The organism is Deefgea piscis (assembly GCF_019665785.1).
Lineage (GTDB): Bacteria > Pseudomonadota > Gammaproteobacteria > Burkholderiales > Chitinibacteraceae > Deefgea.
The window spans coordinates 533,010-554,427 of record NZ_CP081149.1; the positions used below are offsets into that span (position 1 = coordinate 533,010).

Annotated in this window: 19 protein-coding genes; 9 read left to right on the forward strand and 10 right to left on the reverse strand. The window is 49.4% G+C overall.

Translation table 11 applies throughout. The features are described 5' to 3' along the window. The first annotated feature begins 285 nt into the window (after positions 1-285). From pilG to K4H25_RS02625, 5 genes are read left to right on the forward strand one after another with little or no spacing between them, the layout of a single operon-like run. Positions 286-669: a twitching motility response regulator PilG gene (pilG, locus tag K4H25_RS02605; RefSeq protein ID WP_173532918.1), complete on the forward strand. Its 384-nt coding sequence runs from the start codon at positions 286-288 to the stop codon at positions 667-669. Positions 670-694: 25 nt separating this feature from the next. Then, entirely contained in the window at positions 695-1,057 is a 363-nt protein-coding gene (locus K4H25_RS02610) for a response regulator (RefSeq protein ID WP_173532919.1), read from the forward strand. A 23-nt stretch (positions 1,058-1,080) separates the two neighbouring features. Further along, a complete protein-coding gene (locus K4H25_RS02615; protein ID WP_221021883.1) occupies positions 1,081-1,608 on the forward strand; it encodes a chemotaxis protein CheW in 528 nt (175 codons plus the stop codon). A 38-nt stretch (positions 1,609-1,646) separates the two neighbouring features. After that, entirely contained in the window at positions 1,647-3,830 is a 2,184-nt protein-coding gene (locus tag K4H25_RS02620; RefSeq protein WP_255587948.1) for a methyl-accepting chemotaxis protein, read from the forward strand. 46 nt (positions 3,831-3,876) lie between these two features. Next, complete coding sequence (locus K4H25_RS02625; protein ID WP_221021884.1) at positions 3,877-9,570, forward strand: hybrid sensor histidine kinase/response regulator; 5,694 nt, start codon at positions 3,877-3,879, stop codon at positions 9,568-9,570. An 85-nt stretch (positions 9,571-9,655) separates the two neighbouring features. Here the strand turns inward: K4H25_RS02625 and K4H25_RS02630 are convergent, their stop codons facing one another. From K4H25_RS02630 to K4H25_RS02655, 6 genes are all read right to left on the reverse strand, one after another. Beyond that, positions 9,656-10,429, reverse strand: a complete 774-nt coding sequence (locus K4H25_RS02630) for a bestrophin-like domain (protein WP_221021885.1) — start codon at positions 10,427-10,429, stop codon at positions 9,656-9,658. Positions 10,430-10,501: 72 nt separating this feature from the next. Beyond that, on the reverse strand, positions 10,502-10,768 hold the full coding sequence (locus K4H25_RS02635; protein ID WP_221021886.1) for a hypothetical protein: 267 nt from the start codon (positions 10,766-10,768) through the stop codon (positions 10,502-10,504). A 23-nt stretch (positions 10,769-10,791) separates the two neighbouring features. Then, entirely contained in the window at positions 10,792-11,535 is a 744-nt protein-coding gene (gene cobS / locus K4H25_RS02640) for an adenosylcobinamide-GDP ribazoletransferase (protein WP_221021887.1), read from the reverse strand. Then, positions 11,535-12,146 carry a histidine phosphatase family protein gene (locus tag K4H25_RS02645; RefSeq protein WP_221021888.1) on the reverse strand — a complete coding sequence of 204 codons (612 nt, stop codon included), beginning with the start codon at positions 12,144-12,146 and terminating at the stop codon, positions 11,535-11,537. Before K4H25_RS02645 ends, cobS begins: the two co-directional genes overlap by 1 nt. Beyond that, entirely contained in the window at positions 12,146-13,189 is a 1,044-nt protein-coding gene (gene cobT / locus K4H25_RS02650) for a nicotinate-nucleotide--dimethylbenzimidazole phosphoribosyltransferase (protein ID WP_221021889.1), read from the reverse strand. Before cobT ends, K4H25_RS02645 begins: the two co-directional genes overlap by 1 nt. Positions 13,190-13,338: 149 nt before the next feature. Then, positions 13,339-13,956 carry a GGDEF domain-containing protein gene (locus K4H25_RS02655; RefSeq protein WP_221021890.1) on the reverse strand — a complete coding sequence of 206 codons (618 nt, stop codon included), beginning with the start codon at positions 13,954-13,956 and terminating at the stop codon, positions 13,339-13,341. Positions 13,957-14,159: 203 nt separating this feature from the next. On the opposite strand from K4H25_RS02655, the gene waaC reads away from it, so the two are divergent. The 4 genes from waaC to K4H25_RS02675 all read left to right on the forward strand — a co-directional run bounded on the left by waaC (position 14,160) and on the right by K4H25_RS02675 (position 17,633). Beyond that, positions 14,160-15,122 carry a lipopolysaccharide heptosyltransferase I gene (gene waaC, locus K4H25_RS02660; RefSeq protein ID WP_221021891.1) on the forward strand — a complete coding sequence of 321 codons (963 nt, stop codon included), beginning with the start codon at positions 14,160-14,162 and terminating at the stop codon, positions 15,120-15,122. Beyond that, positions 15,119-16,405 (forward strand): 3-deoxy-D-manno-octulosonic acid transferase, encoded by a 1,287-nt coding sequence (locus tag K4H25_RS02665; protein WP_221021892.1) that lies wholly within the window; start codon positions 15,119-15,121, stop codon positions 16,403-16,405. The genes waaC and K4H25_RS02665 overlap by 4 nt, the downstream gene beginning before the upstream one ends. Positions 16,406-16,524: 119 nt before the next feature. Beyond that, positions 16,525-16,977: a disulfide bond formation protein B gene (locus tag K4H25_RS02670; protein ID WP_221021893.1), complete on the forward strand. Its 453-nt coding sequence runs from the start codon at positions 16,525-16,527 to the stop codon at positions 16,975-16,977. Further along, positions 16,974-17,633, forward strand: a complete 660-nt coding sequence (locus K4H25_RS02675; RefSeq protein WP_221021894.1) for a DsbA family protein — start codon at positions 16,974-16,976, stop codon at positions 17,631-17,633. Before K4H25_RS02670 ends, K4H25_RS02675 begins: the two co-directional genes overlap by 4 nt. A 240-nt stretch (positions 17,634-17,873) precedes the next feature. On the opposite strand, the gene K4H25_RS02680 is transcribed toward K4H25_RS02675, so the two are convergent. The 4 genes from K4H25_RS02680 to hemB all read right to left on the reverse strand — a co-directional run bounded on the left by K4H25_RS02680 (position 17,874) and on the right by hemB (position 21,286). Next, positions 17,874-18,323, reverse strand: a complete 450-nt coding sequence (locus K4H25_RS02680) for a PliI family lysozyme inhibitor of I-type lysozyme (RefSeq protein ID WP_221021895.1) — start codon at positions 18,321-18,323, stop codon at positions 17,874-17,876. A gap of 37 nt (positions 18,324-18,360) precedes the next feature. Beyond that, positions 18,361-19,158, reverse strand: a complete 798-nt coding sequence (locus K4H25_RS02685) for a sulfite exporter TauE/SafE family protein (protein WP_221021896.1) — start codon at positions 19,156-19,158, stop codon at positions 18,361-18,363. A gap of 75 nt (positions 19,159-19,233) precedes the next feature. After that, complete coding sequence (locus K4H25_RS02690) at positions 19,234-20,178, reverse strand: ankyrin repeat domain-containing protein (RefSeq protein WP_221021897.1); 945 nt, start codon at positions 20,176-20,178, stop codon at positions 19,234-19,236. 103 nt (positions 20,179-20,281) lie between these two features. Continuing rightward, on the reverse strand, positions 20,282-21,286 hold the full coding sequence (gene hemB / locus K4H25_RS02695) for a porphobilinogen synthase (protein ID WP_221021898.1): 1,005 nt from the start codon (positions 21,284-21,286) through the stop codon (positions 20,282-20,284). Between the last annotated feature and the right edge of the window lie 132 nt (positions 21,287-21,418).

The window sequence follows — 21,418 nt, forward strand, 5'->3', positions numbered from 1 at the left end:
TCCCGCTTTTCCTCCCTGAGCGGGGCTTCGTTGATTCGAAGCATATATATGGCCCCGATCAGGTTTTATTTAGGTCGGGGTTTCTTTTTTTTGTCAGTTTCATCCTGAATATGGCTGCAAATGCCAACACCTCACGCTATTAGCCTTGTCTAATATCAGTCACACCCTTATGATTTTCCTCTACGTATAAACTGTTTATCAGTTCACCTGCTCATCGGTGTACTATTTGTTCGCGCTGAGTCTGACACGAATTTTTCGTTGTGAGCCAGTCATGAGGATTCACGAATGTCTAGTCTTGCTGGTATTAAGGTCATGGTTATCGATGACAGCAATACGATTCGACGCAGTGCTGAAATCTTTTTGGGGCAAGCAGGTTGTACTGTTATTTTGGCTGAAGATGGCTTTGATGCCTTAGCAAAAATCACAGACAACAATCCGGATGTCATCTTTGTTGACGTCATGATGCCACGCTTAGATGGTTATCAAACTTGCGCCTTAATTAAAAAAAATCCGCGTTTTAAATCAACCCCTGTCGTGATGCTGTCGTCAAAAGATGGTTTGTTTGATCGAGCGCGCGGCCGCATGGTGGGATCTGATGAGTATTTAACCAAGCCATTTACCAAAGACAGCCTATTGGCTGCTGTTGGCACTTACTCAAGCGCAACTTAATTGAAACTAACGGACTTAATTTATTATGACGATCAAAAAGATTCTGATTGTTGATGACTCGCCAACCGAGCGTCATTTTCTAGGTGAGCTACTCACTAAAAATGGATTTCAAATTATTACTTTGGAATCCGGCGAAGAAGCGGTGAGCCGTACTAAAGAAATCATGCCAGATTTGATTTTGATGGATGTGGTGATGCCGGGAATGAATGGTTTTCAAGCGACTCGTACCATTTCACGCGATGAGCCAACAAAAAATATTCCAATTATTATGTGCACGTCAAAAAACCAAGAAACCGATATGGTGTGGGCAAAGCGCCAAGGTGCAACTGAATACGTGGTTAAACCGGTTGATCCACAAGAGTTACTTAATAAAATCGCCGCCCTATAAGGCTTAATCACTGAGGGCGTACGATGGCAAAAAGAAAAAGCGAAAGAGTGAGTCTGCGTGACTACCAGCAAGGGGTGATGCAGCGCTTACAGAGTGCCACGACCGTGGCGCAGGTCGATGTACGATTAGGTTTGCAAATTGGCAATGACCATTGGCTGGTTGATTTGGGCGATGTGTCCGAAGTGATGCCAGTACCGATGATTGCAGGCGTGCCATTAGCGCATTCATGGTTTAAAGGCGTGGCCAATATTCGTGGTAATTTAGTGAGTGTTGTTGATTTGCCTGCTTTCTTTGGTCAATCCCATCAAGGTTTTACTCAGCTTGCACGCTTAGTTCTCTTGCCATCGCGCCATCTGCCGCACGCCTCTGTCTTGGTCAATAAAATGTTAGGTTTAAAGCATTTGTCTGATTTAGAGGCTTTGCCCTTGGATGCGAGCTCCGCAGCATGGGAAGGGGGGCGATACAAAGATGCTACTGGTCAGGTTTGGCGAGTGTTGGATGTCGTGAAATTAGTCAATGAAGCTGCATTCTTGCAGACAGGTATTGCATAAAAAATCAAAAGTCACTCAGGGGTGGCGTGGGAGGTAGCATGGCAGTGATGGAGCGCATCAGGGGCTTGTTTTCAGGTAGCGATACCGCAGGTAAATCGCAACAAAGCGAAAACAAAAAAGCATTCGATCCATCTAGAACCACTTGGTTTCTAGATAAAATTCGTTTACCCGAAGGTGATGATCTTAAAGCACTGAAGCCAACGCCACTGATTGGCCATTTACCTGCTCGGCAGCAAATGGCGATTTTCTTGCTGACCATGGTTTTGGCGATTATTTTATTTGCAGTAACGGCATTTTTATCGTTTCGCTCTAGCAGCATTAATGCGAGTAACCAAGCCACTGCAACTGAAATGCAAATGTTATCGCAAAGGATTGCTCGTGCATCGACCCAAGCGATTCGTGGTGATGCGGAAGCCTTTAAAGTGTTGGATGAATCCTACAATAACTTTAATGATGATTTAAATAAGCTAATGAATGCCCGTAGCCCTTGGAATTTTTTTCAAGTTTCAGGTGCTGAAGAATTAGCTAAAATTGATACCGTTTGGAATACCTCATTTCGGCCAAATCCAAGTCGACCTACCGTTGACACGATTTTGAAACAAAAAACGGCATTAATGTCGATTGGTCAGAGCGTAGAGGGGATTAATAGTAATGATGCAAAATTGTTAGAATTAACCCAACAATTTGCTTCTTTACTTGCTGATAACGGTGGCACTTTACGTGAATTAGATTACGCCAATCAATTGGCGATGTTGTCGCAAAGAACATCAAAAAATGCCAATGCAATGTTGGCGAGTGAATTGATTAATCCAGAAGTCGTATTTTTGCTCGGCAAAGACGTTTCTACATTTAATGAAATTGTAGAGTCGTTTCTCGAGGGTAACCCTGAATTAAATATTCGCCCTGTTTCTACTACGGCGATGGTCGATAAGCTTGAGCAAATCACAGTCTTATTTAAAGACTTTCAAGTGGTGGTCAGTGCATTTTCTAAAAATATGCAGCCTTTGGTAAATACCCGCTTGGCCAATCAAGCGATTGTCCGTGATTCAGAAAAATTATTGACTGATAGTAAAGTATTGGCTGAGCAATATCATAATTCAGTCGGCGGTATGATTGTGGCTGCAGTTGAGACGGTATTAATTTTTATTGCACTCGCCTCACTCTTATTATTAGTTCGGGTCTTTAATCAAGAGTCAGTAAAACGTCGTTTAGCTTCGGAAGCTGAAAATCGTAAAAATCAGGATGCGATTTTACGTTTGCTCAATGAGATGGGTGATTTGGCTGACGGTGACTTAACGATTCGCGCTTCGGTAACTGAAGATTTAACGGGGGCGATTGCCGATTCGATTAACTTTACGATTGAAGAATTACGTAATCTGATTACCGGTATTAACCGAGCGACAGAGAAAGTGAATGCCTCATCGGCTGAAGCGCAAAGTATTTCCACCGAATTATTGTCAGCTGCAGAGCGCCAATCGAAAGAAATTGAAACCACAAATTACAACGTGGCGCAGATTGTTAACTCAATTCAAGGTGTATCAAGTACCGCAGCTGAATCGGCAACGGTGGCGCAATCGTCATTGGCTGCTGCAGAGTCTGGCGCTGAAGCGGTAAATAACCAAATTCAAGGCATGGGTGAGATTCGCGAGCAAATTCAAGAAACCGCCAAACGAATTAAACGCTTGGGTGAATCGTCACAAGAAATTGGTGAAATTGTTGAATTGATTTCCGACATTACTGAGCAAACCAACGTCTTGGCATTGAATGCGGCCATTCAGGCCGCAGCAGCCGGTGAAGCCGGTCGTGGTTTCTCGGTGGTTGCTGAAGAGGTTCAGCGTTTGGCTGAACGTTCAGGCGAGGCCACTAAGCAAATTGGTGCGATTGTAAAAACCATTCAAGCCGATACGCACGATGCCGTGGCCGCGATGGAGCTGTCGACGCAAGGTGTGGTTGAAGGGGCTAAGTTGTCGGATGCTGCAGGTAGTGCGTTGTCGGAAATTGGTAAAGTTTCGCGTGAACTGGCCCGCTTGATTAGTTCAATTGCGCATGAAACCGAAGATCAAACACTATTGGCGAGCAAAGTGAGTAACACGATGCGCGACATTTTGTCGATTACTGAGCAAACCACAGCAGGTACTCAGCAATCGGCGGTTGCAGTGGGGCAGTTAACGGGCCTAGCCGCAGAGCTAAAAGCATCGGTTTCTGGTTTCAAACTGTCTTAATTAATCTCCAGACCGGCCTGGCCGGTCTTCTTCATGGAGCCCCGCCATGAGTGTGCATACTGAATTTGATAAGGGCTCTTTGTTGTGGGTCAAAGCTGAAATTGATAGCACTTTGGCTCGTGCCAGTGATGCACTTGAGCAATACCGCAGCAACAAAGATACCGCTGTATTAAAACACGCAAAAACCCATTTGCATCAAGCCTATGGTGCGCTCGATTTGGTCGAGTTAACTGGTTTGGCGCGTTTTTGTGATGAAGTTGAGCAAGTGCTGCTGGTGCTTGAACAAGGTGAGCACGATGAGATCGGCTTGCCTTTGGTATTGCGGGCGATTGAAGAAATTGGCCAATATCTAAATCGTTTAACGATAGGGATGCCCAATATCCCCTTGGCCTTATTGCCAACCTTTCGCGAGTTGGCGCAATTACGCGGTGCCAGCGCGTCCGGTGCCGAGTTGTTTTTCCCGCAATTTGTTTTAAGCATGCCACCTGGCTTGCCGCAAAAACACGCCACTGCCATTGAAATGAGCAGCATTGTGAAACAGCAACGCAGTCGTTATGAACGCGCTTTGCTGCGGTGGGTGAAAGGACAAAAAGAAGTTGGCCCAGTGATGGCCGCCAGCTTAGCTGAGCTGGCTAAATATCAAACCACTACCTTGCCTCGGCATTTTTGGTGGGCAGCTGCTGCCGTAGTTGATGGTTTAAGCAGTAATCGTGCTGAGCTTGATCTTGATCCGCAGCAAGTCGTATTGCGGCTTAATTTACAAATCCGACGTTTGGCTGAAGGCTCAAGTAAAGTTGCTGAGCGGCTATTTCGCGATATTTTATATCTATTGCCCCAGCTCGATTGTGATAGCGCCCTTGCGCATCGCTTGGCGCAATCTTTTGCATTGGCCGATTTATTTCCCAATGCACAAACGATTATGTCGCCAGAAAGCATGGCCGCAGAGCAATTGGCTCGCACTTTGCGTGATGACTTAACCATTGCCAAAGAGTCTTGGGCGCGAGTTGCTGCAGGGCAATTAGACAAAGCCAGCACGGTTAAAAACCTGCTGCAACAATTGGCACAAAAATCCAGTCAATTACAAATTCATGGTTTAGATGCCTTATGGCAAGGCTTATTGCCTGCCGTGATGCAAGCGCAGTTGAGTCAAGATTTAGCCCTTGAAATCGCCACCGGTTTATTACTTGCTGACAATGCGCTGGCGATTTACCCGAGTCAGGCTGATGATTTTATTGAACAAGTCGATGCTTTATTGCTGCGTTTACTTGATCCAAGTGCCGTTAATGAATTGCCGCATTTAGATGAAATTAGCCGTGAGGCGCAAGATCGCTTGTTGTTGTCGCATTTGGCGATTGAAATGCACAGCAATTTGCAAGGAATTGAAGAGATCTTGGATGGATTTTTCCGCGATCCAAGCGAGCGGCAAACACTCAATGACATTGAGCCGATGCTCCGTCAGGTGCAAGGCGCGCTGATGATGTTGGATCGGCAAACTGCGGTTGAATTAAGCCATGAGTGCTTACAAAGAATTATTCAGCACGCGAATCACGACGCCAATCCAGAGTTGCATCAACTTGAAGAGCTGGCTGAAGCCTTATCAGCGCTGGGCTTTTATGTGGATGATTTGGCTCAGGAGCGGGATGATGAGGCGGCACTGCTGCCGTTATTATTGCGTTTAACAGGCCGCACTGCAGCACCGGCCGAGGTGGATGAGCGCATTGCATTGGAAGCCGAGCCCGAGCTTGCAACATCAGAGCAGCCTTTACCAACGGCTGCGCCGGCGTCAATTGAAGTGGCTTTGCCAACGTCTGAAGCGGCAATGGACGCTGAGTTACTCGAGGTTTACCTCGAAGAAGCGATTGAGGTGCTGGCGGCTATTGAAATACAGCAAGCCTTATTGCATCACAACCCGCATGACCGCGAAGCATTCACGACGATGCGCCGCAGCTTTCACACGCTCAAAGGTAGTGGCCGCATGGTCGGCTTGTATCAACTTGGTGAAGTGGCTTGGTCGATTGAGCAATTACTTAATAAATGGCTGCAATTGGATAAGCCTGCTTCGCAGCGTTTATTATCTTTGCTCGATTTTACCCATCAAGCTTTTGTTGACTGGGTGGATCAATTACAAAAAACAGGTGTGGTTGCCGTTGAGTCAGCAGCGATTGAGGCTGAAGCACTCGCGCTGCGTCATGAAGCCGATCTGCCTGAGACAGCGCAAGAATCATTGCCTGAAAAGGCGATTGAGGTGGACATCGCCCCCGCTGCCGATATTCAAATTGGTCAGGTATCCGTCTCTGCCACCTTGTTTGCGATTTTCTGTGAAGAGGCGCGTAAATATTTAGTGGCCTTATCGCATGGCGTAGAAGTGCTCGCCGAATCGGGAGCGGTCGAGTCACAATTTGTACTCGCGGCCCATACCCTAGGGGGGATTGCCTCTACAGCTGGCTTTAGACCTCAAGGTGAGCTGGCATACGCCTTAGAGCATGCCTTGCAAAATGGTGCGCAAATTAATCGCGAGCAAGTGCCATTATTTGCCGATGCAGTGCAAACGCTCAATGGCATGATGCAGGATATTTTCGCTGAGCAAGCTCCATGTACCGCTGCGGATTTAATTGCGCGCTTAGTCGCCTTGCATGCCATAGCCGATGAGATCGAACTCAGTGACGATAGCGATACGCTGGAACTGGATGCCATCGGTGATGAGATTCCATTAGCGTTAGATACCAGTACCGAACCAATTGCTGCGCCGCAGTTGGATGCCTTGTTGAGTGATGCGGTGTCGAGCACAGAAGTACCGCTACTCGATCTACCGGAACTTGAATTAACTTGGGATGCCGATCCGCTTGAGCAGCCAGCAGCGCTGGAGCCAATAGATGAGCCTGTGACGCTGGATCTGCCAGAGCTCGCTGATCATTCGGCTGAACCTGCATTGCTTGATTTGGCACCGGCGGCGGCAGACTCAGCAGTGACGGCAGGAAGTGACACGGTTGACTCACTCTTATTGGGTACTGATTTTGTTGCTGATTTGTCATCTGAATTAATCGACTCAGATTTACCCTTGCTTGATTTAATCTTGGCCGAAGATACTCTGCCGGAAACGGAAACGGAAACGGAAACGGAAACGGAAACGGAAACGGAAACGGAAACGGAAACGGAAACGGAAACGGAAACGGAAACGGAAACGGAAGCGGAAGCGGAAACGGAAACGGAAACGGAAACGGAAACGGAAACAGAAACAGAAACAGAAACAGACACAGACACAGACACAGAAGCCGAAGCCGAAGCCGAAGCCGAAGCCGAAGCCGTCAGTCCTGCACCAACCGATGAGCTCATCGAGCCTGAGTTGGATGTATTAACACAATTAATGAGCGTACCCGAGGCCTTTGTGGCCACGGATTTATTGGATAATTTGGCGCAAGCCATTGATGCCGATGAGCCGCATACCCCGCTGGCGCAGTTGATGTCAGCCGATGATGCGCTCAATGCTGCGCGCGCTGAACTGGACGCGATCTTAGTCGATGAAATCGACGAGCAATTGTTGCCGATTTTCATCGAAGAAGGCGAAGAGCTGCTACCGCAATTGAGTAATTCACTGCGCTTACTCAATAGTGGTGAAAATACGCCAGCCACCTTGCAGCAATTAAAACGTACATTGCACACGATTAAGGGTAGCGCCCGGATGAGTGGCGCAATGCGGATGGGTGAAGCGGCGCATCGGATGGAGTCGCGTCTGGTTGAAGCGACCACAGTGAATGCCGAATTACTGGCGCGATTAGATAGCGATTACGATCTGATTCAAGCATTATTTGCTGAGCTTTCACAACCTGTGAAGCGTGAAGAAGGTGCTGTCGTCTCAACTGGCGCGGTAGCGACCATTCCGAAATTGTTGGCTGCGGCTGAAACCGATAATAAAACGGTGATTCGCGTTAAATCCGAATTGATTGATCAATTGGTCAATCAAGCCGGTGAAGTGGCGATTTCGCGTACGCGAATTGAAGCTGAAATGTTGATGTTTAAGAGCTCCTTGCTCGATTTAACTGAAAACGTGATGCGCTTACGCACTCAGTTGCGCGAGCTTGAAATTCAAGCTGAAACGCAAATGCAAGCGCGGGAAAAAGAAGTGCAAGAAATGCACGCCAGCTTTGATCCTTTAGAGTTTGACCGCTTTAGTCGCCTGCAAGAACTCACGCGTTTTATGGCCGAAAGCGTCAATGACGTGGGAACGGTGCAACAAAGTTTATTAAAAAATCTCGATGAATCATCTGCCGCATTGCTAGCGCAATCGCGTATGACTAAAGAGCTGCAGCAAAGCTTGATGCGGGTGCGCATGGTGCCATTTGCCAGCGTGTCCGATCGTTTGTATCGCTTAACCCGGCAAGCCGGTAAAGACGTCGCTAAAAAGGTCAATTTGGAATTAAGCGGTGGTCGCGTTGAAATCGACCGCGGCGTACTCGATAAAATGATTTCGCCGTTTGAGCACATGCTGCGCAATGCGATTGGTCATGGTTTAGAGTCGACGGAAGAGCGTTTGGCGCTAGGTAAGAGTGAGTTTGGCGAGATTAATATTGAAGTTCGCCAAGAAGGCAATGAGTTGGTTCTGGTGCTCAAAGACGACGGTCGTGGTTTGGACTTAGTGAGTATCCAGCAAAAAGCCATTGCTTTAGGCCTGATCAGTGCCGATCAAGTCGTCTCTGAAAATGATCTCTGCCAGCTGATTTTTGAACCGGGTTTCTCCACTGCGGCCACGGTAACGGCGATTTCAGGCCGAGGCATTGGCATGGACGTGGTCAAAAATGAAGTTAGTAATTTGGGCGGCAAGATTGATGTGTCAACCCAAGCTGGGCAAGGCACGACATTTGTCATTCACTTGCCATTGACTTTGGCTGTGGCCCAAGTGCTGTTGGTGAAAGCGGGCGAGCGCTTGATTGCGATTCCATCAGTGATGGTTGAGCAAGTGCAAGAATTGAAAGCGCCAGCCTTGGCGCGGATTTACGATAATCGTGAGCAAGAATGGATGGGGCAGCGTTATCGCTTTGCCTATTTGCCGCGCTTATTGGGCGACAGCAAGTCCATCCCAGAGCAAAAACGGTATTCGACCGTGGTGTTATTGCGCTCAGGCGCCGAGCGCATTGCCATCCATGTGGATCAATTAGTTAAAAACCAAGAGGTGGTGGTTAAACCAATTGGGCCGCAATTGGCGCGGATTCCGGGCGTGGTGGGTGCAACGGTGCTCGGTACCGGTGAAATTGTGATGATTATGAATCCGCTGGCCTTGCAAGCTCAGGCGGCGCATATTCAGGCGCAACAAGCGAGTGAGCGCTTGCAGCATCAAGCGCAGCCAACGATGCCCGAGCAGCTCTCGACTGCACCGGTGGTGATGGTGGTCGATGATTCGCTCACGGTGCGTAAAATCACTGGGCGCTTATTGTCGCGTGAAGGTTTCCAAGTGGTGACGGCCAAAGATGGTGTGGATGCCTTACAGCAATTACACGATGTGAAGCCGGCGGTGATGTTGGTGGATATTGAAATGCCAAGAATGGATGGTTTTGAGTTAACGCGCAATGTGCGTGTGGCAGACGATACCAAGCATATTCCAATCATCATGATTACCTCGCGTACCGCTGAAAAGCATAAAAAATATGCGTATGAGCTGGGGGTCAATGCCTATCTTGGTAAGCCGTATCAAGAGGATGAATTGCTCGGCTTGATTCGCAATTTTGTTAGCGCAGCAGCGCAATAAGCGCGGCTGTTGCAGCAATAAAAAAAGCCCGTGAGGGCTTTTTTTATTGGCTTGAATTTACCGCACTTTGAAAAGTCTGTCGCCATTACATGCTACTGCGTAAATCAATTAATACTTGATCAGCAGCGTTAATGCGGATTAAGCCAAGGCGTGGATATTCCAAATCAATAATCACGTACACCGTAAGCGACATCACGGCAGCAAACGACACAGTATGCAGCCAGCGGCGATGTTTATTGCTCGACATATCAAATCCCACCAGTAACGCACTAACGAGTGCTAATAGGGGCAGCAGTAGAAAAACAATGAGCGGGGGATGATTATCGAGTGCCACCGCTCGAGTGGTGGTGATGTCAAACATGGCATTGAGTGCATCGGGCAAAATTAAATCTAAATTAGGACGTGCATCGGCTAAGTCATAGCTGGCATTGGCGCTTTGCCAGATTTGCTGTTGCAATGCCGCCGTTTGGGCATGGGCTTGCTGCGTTGCGATATGGTTTTCGTTGCGGCTATAGCTGGAAATTCGTACGTCGACATAGTGTTTAAATAACGATTTGAGTTCAACTTGGGCGCGACTAGGCAGTAAATCAAGGCGTAAATAAGCCGTGCCAATGGCATTGGCTTCGGTGGCGATCAGCTGGCGATGGGCTTCAAAGCGCGTGGCGGCACCCGAAAAAGAAAACGCCAAGATCAAACCCAATAAGGCAAAAATGGCGCTTTCAGAAGCGCCAAATCCCTTGGGCATACCAGGTTCTTTGCGCAATTGCGCGATACCCATTCGCCGACCGATCTCAACACAGAGCAGCATTCCCAAAAATAAGCTCAAGGCCAAAGCACTTGCGATCAATTGTAGGTACATGCTGAGTCTCCATGAATCTAATAGGGTATATGGCTACATGCTTTGCTCAGTATTTCTTATCGTCATATACCATTATTGATAGTCGGGTAAGCCATAAGCGGTGAGGATGAAGTCAAAGCGGTTGCTGTCCATTGTTTCGGCAACAAAGGCTTGGATTTTCTCAATTCTTGGCGCATCGAGCAGATACGATAATTTCATCTCTGGGTCGGGCTGATCTTGCTCGGCGGCAAATAGCTCAAATAAAAATGCAACTGGTACGGTTTCGGCGATGGCCAAATGGCCAATAAAAGCGCCTTCCATGCCTTTTTCCCAAACTTCGATGGCACGAACTAATTTCATAATGCGGTCTCTTAAGGGGCTGATTAGTGGCCGATTATACCTGCGCTCAGTACGGCAATCAGGAGTAATCCGCTTTCGCAAATTTCAATGCCTGCGCCCAAGCAATCCCCCGTCACGCCGCCCAGTTTGGCTTTCAGCCATTGGCGGTAGGCCAGTAGCACCAAGGGTGCAAGCAGTAGTGCTGGGTTAAATACTGCGGCACCAATCAGTAGTGCTAACCACCAAAATAGAGCTAAGAGCCGCTGGTTTTGCCAAGCAAATTGTTCGGCCATGCCAGGCGCTAACGCCGGTAGCGTTTGCCAACAAAATACGCCGCTGCGCGCCCAAGCCGGAATCAAAATTAGCGCCGCCCATTGTTGCTGGCGAATCAGTAACATCAGCAAGATGAGTTTTAGCAAGCACTGCATGATCAGCGAGAGAACGCCAAAGCTACCCAGATGCGGATCTTTCAGCACTGCTAAAAATCGCGCCGGATCACGATGCGCTGCGCCTAAACCATCGGCCATATCGGCGAGGCCATCCAGATGCAATCCGCCGGTAATCCACACCCAGATCAGTAAACCGCAGATGGCCGCCAACCAAGGATCAACCAGCGCGCTGAAGTACACCGCAGCCAATAAAAACGCGCCAATCAGCGCCCCAACCGCTGGAAACCAAGCGACGGCTTGCGCCAGTAATTTGGGGTCAAAATTGGGGATGGTGGGCGTTGGAATTCGGCTTAAAAATTGCACCGCTAATACCGGAATTCGCCAGTCAAAGCGCCACATTAGCGCGCGTCCGGCAAATGATTTTGGATGCCTAAAATCATAGGCGGCCAGTCTTGATCCCACCACAGCGTAATGCAGCCCGCAGGTGCTAGCCAAAATTGGCTATGCCTTGCTGCAGGTAAACCCAGCGCGTTAAGTAAAATCGCTTTGATCGTGCCTTGATGGGCAATTAAAACCCGGTGCTCAGCATCGCCGCTAGCAATCCACTTATCTAGCGCGGTTTGCACCCGTAGGCTAAACGCATCCCACGTCTCGCCATCGGGTAAAGGGTGGGCGGCGGGATCGTTTTGCCATGCATCCCAAGCGGCGTGTTCTGCTGTGCTCCAATCGGCTTTGGCTTTGCCGTCGATGCTGCCCAAATTCATTTCGTCAAACCCACGCTCTAAATGCAGCGCGATGCCGAGTGACATCGCGGCGTCAAGGGCAAAATCCGCTGCGCGGGCCAAGGTTGAGCTGGCAATCGCATCGACCGGATGGGCGGACAGCTCAGTCCAGCGCGCAGCTAATTGCTCACGCCCTAAGATGGAGAGCGCAGGATTGCTATGGCCAAAGATCGCCTGCTCGGCCCCGTCGGCTACGCCATGACGAATCAGCGTGAGTCGAAAAGCCATTACATTGCTCCAGCGGCAACACCGGCCTCAGCAAAGGTGGCCATTTCGCGGTGTAGAGTGAGCGCCGACTGCAAGATGGGTAGGGCCAAAGCCGCACCACTGCCTTCGCCTAAACGCAGGCCAAAATCGAGTAGCGGTGTTAAGTTCAGCGCTGCCAGCGCTGCGCGGTGGCCTTGCTCTTGCGAAACATGGCTGGCTAATAGCCAATCGGCAACTTCGGGCTTGGCCTTGACGGCGACTAAAGCGGCAGCGGTGGTGATAAAACCATCGAGTAAAATCGGCACCCCAGCTTCAGCGGCGGCGGTGTAATAACCAGCGAGTGCCGCGATTTCTAAACCACCAACTTCACGCAACCAATCGAGTGGGCTTTGCGCGCCTGCTGCTTTGGCGCGTGCCAATGCGTCGTTAACGACTTGAATTTTATGCTGGCGAGCCGATTGCTCAATGCCGGTACCTAGGCCAACAATTTCATCTGCTTTATGATCAGTAAGTGCGCAAATCAAGGCGGCGGCGGCGGTGGTATTGGCAATGCCCATTTCGCCACCGATTAATAAATTTTTGCCATTTTCAATGGCATGAATGGCACTGCCAGCGCCGATTTGCCAGGCTTTTTGGCACTGAGCTTGGCTCATCGCCGCCGTGACGCGTAAATTGGCCGTGCCAGCACACACTGGGCTGCGAAACAGCTTGCCTTGGCTATTGATCGGATTGGGGTAATCATTTTTGACGCCAACATCAATCACATTGAGCGAGGCTTGATTTTCTCGTGCCAAAACGCTGATGGCGGCGCCACCATTCATAAAATTGACGACCATTTGCGCTGTGACTTCGGCTGGAAAGGCCGAAACGCCTTCGATGGCCACACCATGATCGGCAGCAAAAATGCAAATTGCAGCTTGTAGGCGTTTAGGAATGCTTTGTGCGGTGCGGCCAGCAAACCAGATCGCGATGTCTTCTAGGCGGCCCAAGCTACCGAGCGGTTTAGTGAGTTGGCTTTGTCTGGCTTGTGCAGCGAGGGCGATGTCGTGGGCGATGGCTTTCATTGCGTGATCCAATACAAGATCGCCTGACTTTAACGGCTCGTTCAAGACTGAGCAAGTTTGTTGATTAAGGTTTTTGTACTTGTGCTTGCAGGTGGCGTGGCAAAATGCGAATAAATGTTTTAATACGGCATTCATTGATGACGTATGAATCAGACCTTCGGGATTACAGGGATTGAGGCGGGGAAGGCTTCAATTCGATCTACGCCCATTTTTTTAGCGGTTTGCAGTGCCGAATCGGCAGCGACTAAAATGTCTTCGAAGGTTTCGGTTTCCATATCTAGCGCCGCAAGCCCGATGGTGATCGAAATATAAAATTCGCTTTGATTCGGTAAGGTGATGGGGATTTGTTTGACCTTGCTGCGTAATCGTTCGGCCACCACCATCGCGCCTTTGTAATCGGTATCGGGCAGCACTAAAGCGATTTCTTCGCCAGAGTAGCGGCCGACTAAATCAAAGTCTCGCACTGATTTTAGCGCACACTCGGCCAAGCGTTTTAGCGCTAAATCACCGGCGTGTAAGCCGTGGTTGGCATTGATTTCTGCGCAATGATCCATGTCGGCGATTAAAACGGCCATTTTGCTTTGGCTACGCTGGGCACGATTGACTTCGCGCGCTGATAGCGTAAATAAATGGGGGCGTTGATATAATCCGGTCAATGCATCGCGTAATTGTTGTTCTGATAATCGTTGGCGTAATTGGCGAACTTTATTGGCCTGAAGTAATAGACCGACCGCCAATCCGGTACATAAGGCAATTAAAAGAGACATGGCATTAAACCTTAAGTCGGTAAGCAAAAAGGGTCAAATTACGACGTCGTGTCTCACTGCTGCGTTGTGTTGATCAATTACGCAATAAACATGTTAATCCTTATGACACGCTGACGTTTTTTGATATTAGACCTTTTTAGATGAAGGGCTAGTGCTGCTTTGTTCACAAAGCTGGATTTGTCCGTCCCTGTTAGAATATAACAATGCAAAAAATACTCATTGTTCGCCTTTCGTCGATGGGCGACGTAATTCATCAATTGCCAGCGATTACCGACTTGCTGCGCGCATACCCCGATGCTGTGATCGATTGGGTGGTCGAAGAAGGCTTTGCTGAGCTGCCACGGTTACATCCAGCGATTCGGCGGGTCATTCCGGTGGCGCTACGGCGTTGGCGTAAATCACCAATGGCGGCAGCAACAAGGGCCGAATGGGCGCAATTCAAATCAGAAATCCATGCTTGTCGTTACGACTTGGTGCTGGATGCGCAAGGCTTAATTAAAAGCGCAGCGATTGCGCGTTTAGCTTGTGGTCCGGTAGCGGGTTTTGATCGACATTCTTGCCGCGAGCCTTGGGCGAGCTTGGCATATCAGCGTCGTTATTCGGTACCTAAAAATCTACATGCGATTGAACGCAACCGACGCTTAACCGCTGCTGCCAATGGTTATGCCTTGCAAGGTGAGCTCGACTACGGCTTAAAAGTGCCATTGCAAGATTTGCCATGGCTAGGGCGCTCGCCGTATGCCGTGCTGTTGACTGCTACCAGCCGCGAAGACAAAGAATGGCCAGAAAGCCATTGGATTGCGCTGGCGCAGCGCTGTATTGCTGCGGGCTTGCGTCCGGTCTTTCCTTGGGGCAGTCCCCGAGAAAAACAGCGGGCCGAGCGCTTAGCTGCGGCGTTGCCGCTGGCGTTGGTGCCGCCTAAGCTCAGCTTAACCGATGCAGCGGTGATGCTAGCGGGTAGCCGAGTGGTGGTGGGGGTTGATACTGGTTTGGCGCATTTGGCTGCGGCGGTGGCAGTGCCGGTGGTGGCGATCTTTTGTGCTTCGGAGCCGGCGTTAACCGGCGTAAAAGCGGCGACGTTTGCGCTCAATTTAGGTGGCAATGGTACGCCGCCGACGGTGGATCAAGTCTGGGAAGCTACGTCGGCCGGTGGGCGTTTACCGTGATCGTGCGCTGGGCTTATCGCCTCTTGTTGTGGCTGGGTTTTCCGTTGATTTGGCTTTATCTGCTTAAACGCAGCAAAAAGCAGCCTGCTTACCGGCAGTTTTGGGCGCAGCGCTTAGGGTATTACTCTGTAGATAATGTTAAACATGATCTACAAGACAATACCCTTAGGCCTATTTGGTTGCACGCGGTGTCGGTGGGTGAAATGCGCGCTTGTGCGCCGATTATTCAGGCGATTCGGATTGCCGCACCGCATCGTCCCTTATTGTTGACGTGTATGACGCCAACCGGACGAGAAACCGCGCAGGCTTTATTTGGCGATTTTGCCACCATCGTGTATCTACCTTACGATTATCCAGCAGCGATTCGGCGGTTTTTACAGCACTTTCGGCCACAATGTGGCGTGGTGATGGAAACTGAAATCTGGCCCAATTTACTGCATGAATCGGCCGCAGCCCAAGTACCGTTGGTGCTGGCCAATGCGCGGCTTTCTGAGTCCTCTTTTCGGGCGTATCAGCGGATTTTGGCATTGATTGCGCCAGCCATGGCCAAATGGTCGCTGGTATTGGCGCAAGCGCCAGCGGATGCCGAACGACTTGCCGCGTTGGGGGCGCGCGCGCCCAAGGTGATGGGCTCAGTTAAATTTGATCATAGTAACGACGCCGCCATTGTCGCGCGTGGCCAAGCTTGGCGCGCGGCCTTACTTCAGCAAACAAGCCGTCCACTGGTGCTATTGGCATCGAGTCGTGAGGGAGAAGAAGCGGCGTTTTTAGCGCAATGGCAGGCGGTATATGCTCAAACGGTGGCGCCGTTGCTGATCATTGTGCCGCGTCATCCACAGCGCTTTGATGCTGTGGCCGATTTAATTCGCAGTCAGGGCTTGGCGCTACAACGGCGCAGTCAATGGCAAGACGCTGTTGCCGCCGACGTCATCTTGGGCGACAGCATGGGTGAAATGGCGGCATGGTTTGCTGCGAGTGATGTTTGTATTATGGGCGGCTCGCTACTGCCTTTTGGCAGCCAGAATTTTATCGAAGCGTGTGCACTGGGCTGTCCGGTACTGCTTGGGCCGCACACTTTTAATTTTGCTGCGGCAACGACAGCGGCTTTAGCTGAAGGCGCGGCTTGGCAAGGACAAACGCTGGTCGAGATTATGGATAAAATGCAGCAATTGCTGCTGGATGATGCCACGCGACAGACCATGAGTACTGCAGGTGTGCAATTTGCTAACGCGCATCGCGGCGCAACGGCGCGCTTGGTGCGTGAGCTGGCGATTTATCTTTAGGTTTTGGTGAATAAATCAGGATTGGTAAATAAATCATAGATTTATCCAGCGTGGTTTTTGTATCATGCCATCCGATTACTTACTTTTACTGAGTCACGCCAATCGGCGAAGGGATTATTTTGTCGCAAAGCATCGATGTATCGTCAGATTCGGCCAATAACGGCGCGTGGTATTGTTTATTTATTTGTTGGTTAATTGCCGCGACCTCAACGTTTGGTAGTTTGTTTTTTAGTGAAGTGATGCATATTCCGCCGTGTGTTCTGTGCTGGTATCAGCGGATTCCGATGTACGCGATGTTGGTGATTTTTAGCGTGGCGCTGTTTCCCTTAGACCGGAAGGTGACGCGTTATGCTTTGCCGCTGGCGGTGATCGGGTGGTTATTCGCTTTTTATCATTTATTGATTTACAGCGGCGTGATTCCAGAAGGGATGCAGCCGTGTTCGGCTGAAGTGTCATGCGCCAAGATCGATTTGGAACTGATTGGCTTTATCACGATCCCACTGATGTCGGTGGTGGCGTTTTCGTTGATGATCGGCTTGCTATTAATGATTTCTAAAGGGTTTAAAAAATGAAACGTTCACTGATTGTGATCACCAGCGTGGTCGCGATGGCGGCTTTGTTTATTATTGGTGCCGTGGTGTATTCCAATAAAAGCGCCGATCAATCGCAAAATTTAGCGGTTGAAAACAGCGCGGCGTTAAATCGCTTTTCATCAATTACCTATGGCCCTGCGGACGCCAAAGTACATATTGTTGAATTTATGGACCCAGCTTGCGAAGCGTGCAGCCAGTTTTACCCTTTTGTAAAAAACATCATCAATAGCCATCCGGGCAAAATTAAGCTTACCGTTCGCTACGCTAATTTTCATCAAGGTTCGGATTATGTCGCGCAAGTATTGGAAGCCGCGCGAGCACAAGGCAAGTTTTGGCCAGCGTTAGAAGCTTTGTTCGCCACGCAAGATCAGTGGGCTAGCCATCATGCACCAGCGCCAGAAACGGTTTGGCAGTATTTGGGTCATTTAGGCCTCGATTTTGATCAAATGCGTAAAGACATGAATGAGCCGAAAGTGATGGCGGTGATCGAGCAAGATCGGGCTGACGCGAAAGCTTTGCAAATTACGAAGACGCCAAGTTTTTATGTCAACAATAAACCGTTGATGAAATTTGGTCATGAGCAATTAAACCAATTAATCAATAGTGAGCTCGCTATTGCCTACCCGGGGCAATAAATAGCGAACGAAAAAAACGGCTTCGGCCGTAATGCCGTTCACTTAAGCCAAGTGAGCGGCATTTTTTTCCTCGATTTCATTGCTGGTGTCGCTTTTGACGCAAAGGCGCAGAGAAAATCAATTGAAAACCCCTAAATTTCCTCCGCGCCTCTGTGTCTCTGCGTCTCTGCGTCAGATTTTCAGGGTTTTTCGTTAAGTGAACTGTATTTCGGCTTCGGCCGTTTTTTTTGACTGTAAATACTATTTGTTTTTAATTTTGAATTGAGCAAAAGCTTGAATCAGCTCGGTATTGGGCGCTAAGTCTTTAACTGCAGCCAGCAATTGAAGTTGATTATTTTGCCAGCTAAAGGCATCGGCACTTAAATAGCCACCACTGCCGGCTGAGCGCAACACAATAATCACTTCATCAATGCCATCGCCATTGATGTCCGCGTTGATGACGCGTTCAAGGCTGCCATCGCGCGGCTGAATTTGTCCACTGAGAAACACATCAAATGGAAACTCGCTACTGCCGCCAGCATAAAGTCGAATGGCGTAGCTGCCGATGCTGCGCGGCTCAAGCTCACCTTCGCTGACTAAAATATGCTGTTGATTGGGTAACTGTAACTGGATTGATCTAGAAGGTATCTCAGCATGGGCCATAGACATCAAAGCATAGGTAAGCATACCTATTAGTTTATTTAGTTTCATGGCGTCCTTTGATTTGATCAATACGGCAATTTGGCACTTAAAGCAGACTGATCAGCATTTTGCTCGCCAAGACGATTAAAAGGGCAGCAAAGCATTTTTTGAGTACAGGCACCGGTAAGCGATGCGCCGCTGCTGCGCCGAATTTGGCCATTGGAAAGCTGGCTAACACAATCCCCAATAGCGCCGGTAAATACACAAAGCCCAAGCTGCCTGTTGGCAGTTGCTGCGCTGACCAACCGCTAACAATAAAACCCAACGCGCCAGCTATCGCAATCGGGATCCCAATCGCTGATGAAGTGCCAATCGCGGTTTTAACCGGCACATTGCATGCCGTCATAAAGGGGACTGATAAAGAGCCTCCGCCAATCCCCACCCAGCTCGACAACACGCCAATGCCGCTACCAACCAGATTCATGCCCAGCACATTGGGCAATTGCCGACTTGGTTTCGGTTTAAGGTCGAGCAGCATTTGCGCGGCAACCACATAGGCAAAAATAATAAACAGCCACTTTAAATGCGCGGCAGAAATCCAACCGGCAATTTGCGCGCCAATAAAAGTGCCAAGCACAATGCCCAGACTAATCTGTCGCACAATATCCCAACGCACCGCGCCTTTTTGCGCATGCGCGCGCACGCTGGCGGCACCAGTAAAAATGATCGTCGCCAATGAAGTGCCAATGGCTAAATGCTGCTGATGCTCGGGAGCGACACCAATCCAGTGAAAGACCCACAATAAAGCCGGAACAATCACCAAACCGCCGCCTACGCCTAATAAACCGGCTAAAAATCCAGCAACAAGTCCAACAGCAAGGCAGGCAAGAATGGCTTCAATCATGGATAGAGAATCTCATTGGGCAGAGTCAGTTAGGGGTAATCTTTTCATATTTTCACTGATTATGCCGCTTTTGGTTTAACCCAGCTGCCATTCAGGTTGAATATTTTGCCGATCCGCGTATTCATTTAACAAATCATACAGGCGTAATTGATTCAGTTTGAGTGCCAAAGCGCAGGCTGAATCGCCGTGTTGATTGCGTAGATGGGGATTGGCGCCATGCTGCACCAGCCATAAAGCGGCATTAAATTTTTGATTGGCCGTCGCTTTATGCAGCGCAGTCCAGCCTTCCTGACTTTGACGATTGATGCTCAGCGTACCGCTGTGATGAATGATCAGCTGCATAACGGCAAGATGGCCACCAGCGGCGGCCTGCATTAATGGCGTAATGCCTTTGTCGCTGGCTTGTTGCACATTGAGCTGATGCCCCATTAATAGTGTTACCAGCTCGGCGTTGCCATTCAGAGCGGCCCAATGTAGAAGCGTATAGCCATGGCGATCTTTGACGTGCAGATTGGCTTTGAGCTCAATGAGTTGCAGCACAATGTCGAGTTTTCCAGCAAAGCAGGCGTGCATGACGGGGGTCCAGCCGGCTTCATCGGCTTGCTCGATTGGCATTCCTGCGCGGATAAACACCGGTAATAAATGATAGTGCCGCTGCTCTATGGCTTGATGTAGGCCTTTTTGACTCACACTATGGCCGTGTTGCGTCAAGATGGCTTTAGCATCGGGGTCCATTTTGCTGGGAGGGATATGTCCCCATAGATCGGCGGTTTGTGCTGGCAAGGCGTCGAGCGCAACTTGCAGGCGAAAGATCTCAGTGGCAATCGCTTTGGGAAACCCGTTTTGTGTTTGCTGACCTTGGATTAGTAAATCATTAAAGCAAGCATCGAGCTGGTTTTGTTCCCAGCTCTGCATAATGCGTGCTAAGACCTTGGGGTAGCTTGCCTCGAGTTGGCTGGGAAATTGATTCGGCCCGAGATGTTGCCGCAGGTGATCGATAAGAATTTGGACGTGAAGCATAACGCTGCCCATTTATAGAATCAGGACAGCGTCATTAAATCATTGGGTACGGCAATGCCGCGCCGAAACAATACCTCAAATTGTGGCTAAAAATACCTTGACCTTACTTTTGTGCCAGCCAACGCGCTGCATCGAGCGCGTAGTAAGTCAAAATTGCATCCGCGCCAGCGCGTTTAAACGCCAATAGGCTCTCTAGTACGACACTTTGCTCATCGAGCCAGCCATTTTGGCTCGCCGCTTTGAGCATGGCGTATTCACCTGAAACTTGATACACAAAGGTCGGCACTTTAAATTCATCTTTTACGCGGCGAACAATGTCCAGATACGGCATGCCGGGTTTGACCATCACCATATCAGCGCCTTCGGCTAAATCGAGCGCGACTTCATGCAAGGCTTCGTTGCTATTGGCGGGGTCCATTTGGTAGGTATATTTATTGCCCTTCCCTAAATTACCCGATGAGCCGACTGCATCACGGAAGGGGCCGTAAAACGCTGAAGCGTATTTGGCTGAATACGCCAAAATCCGTGTGTGGATATGGTCTTCACGATCTAAAGCGGCACGAATTGCGCCAATGCGGCCATCCATCATATCGGACGGTGCCACCATGTCGGCGCCAGCGGCTGCATGGCATAAAGCTTGGCGAATCAGCGCATTCACCGTTTCATCATTTAAGACATAGCCGTGTTCATCAATAATGCCGTCTTGACCATGAATGGTATACGGATCGAGCGCAATATCGGTAATTAAGCCTAAATCAGGAAAGCGACGTTTCAGTTCTTCCAGTGCACGCGGTACCAAGCCACGGCGATTCCATGCTTCAGCGGCATCGAGCGATTTAAGCTGTGGCTCAATGACTGGAAATAAAGCTAAGGCTGGAATGCCCAGTTTTACCGCCGCTTCAGCGGTGTAATACAGTTTATCGAGGCTTTGCCGCGTTACGCCGGGCATTGAGGCGATCGCTTCTTCGCGATTTTTACCATCTAAAACAAACACCGGCAAAATAAAGTCATTGGCGCTTAAGCTGTTTTCACGCATTAAACGTCGTGAAAAGTCATCGCGGCGCATGCGGCGCAAGCGAGTATGTGGAAAGGGACGATTGCTGTGCATGCGATTCTCCTGATGATTTAGCCAGCAATTTTATCTGAGTCGGTAACAAAATACTGTTGTGATTATTGCTAGTGGTTTTATTTTGCCGAGCTACGGTAGCCATTTCTGTAGATTAAATGCGCCGACAATAAG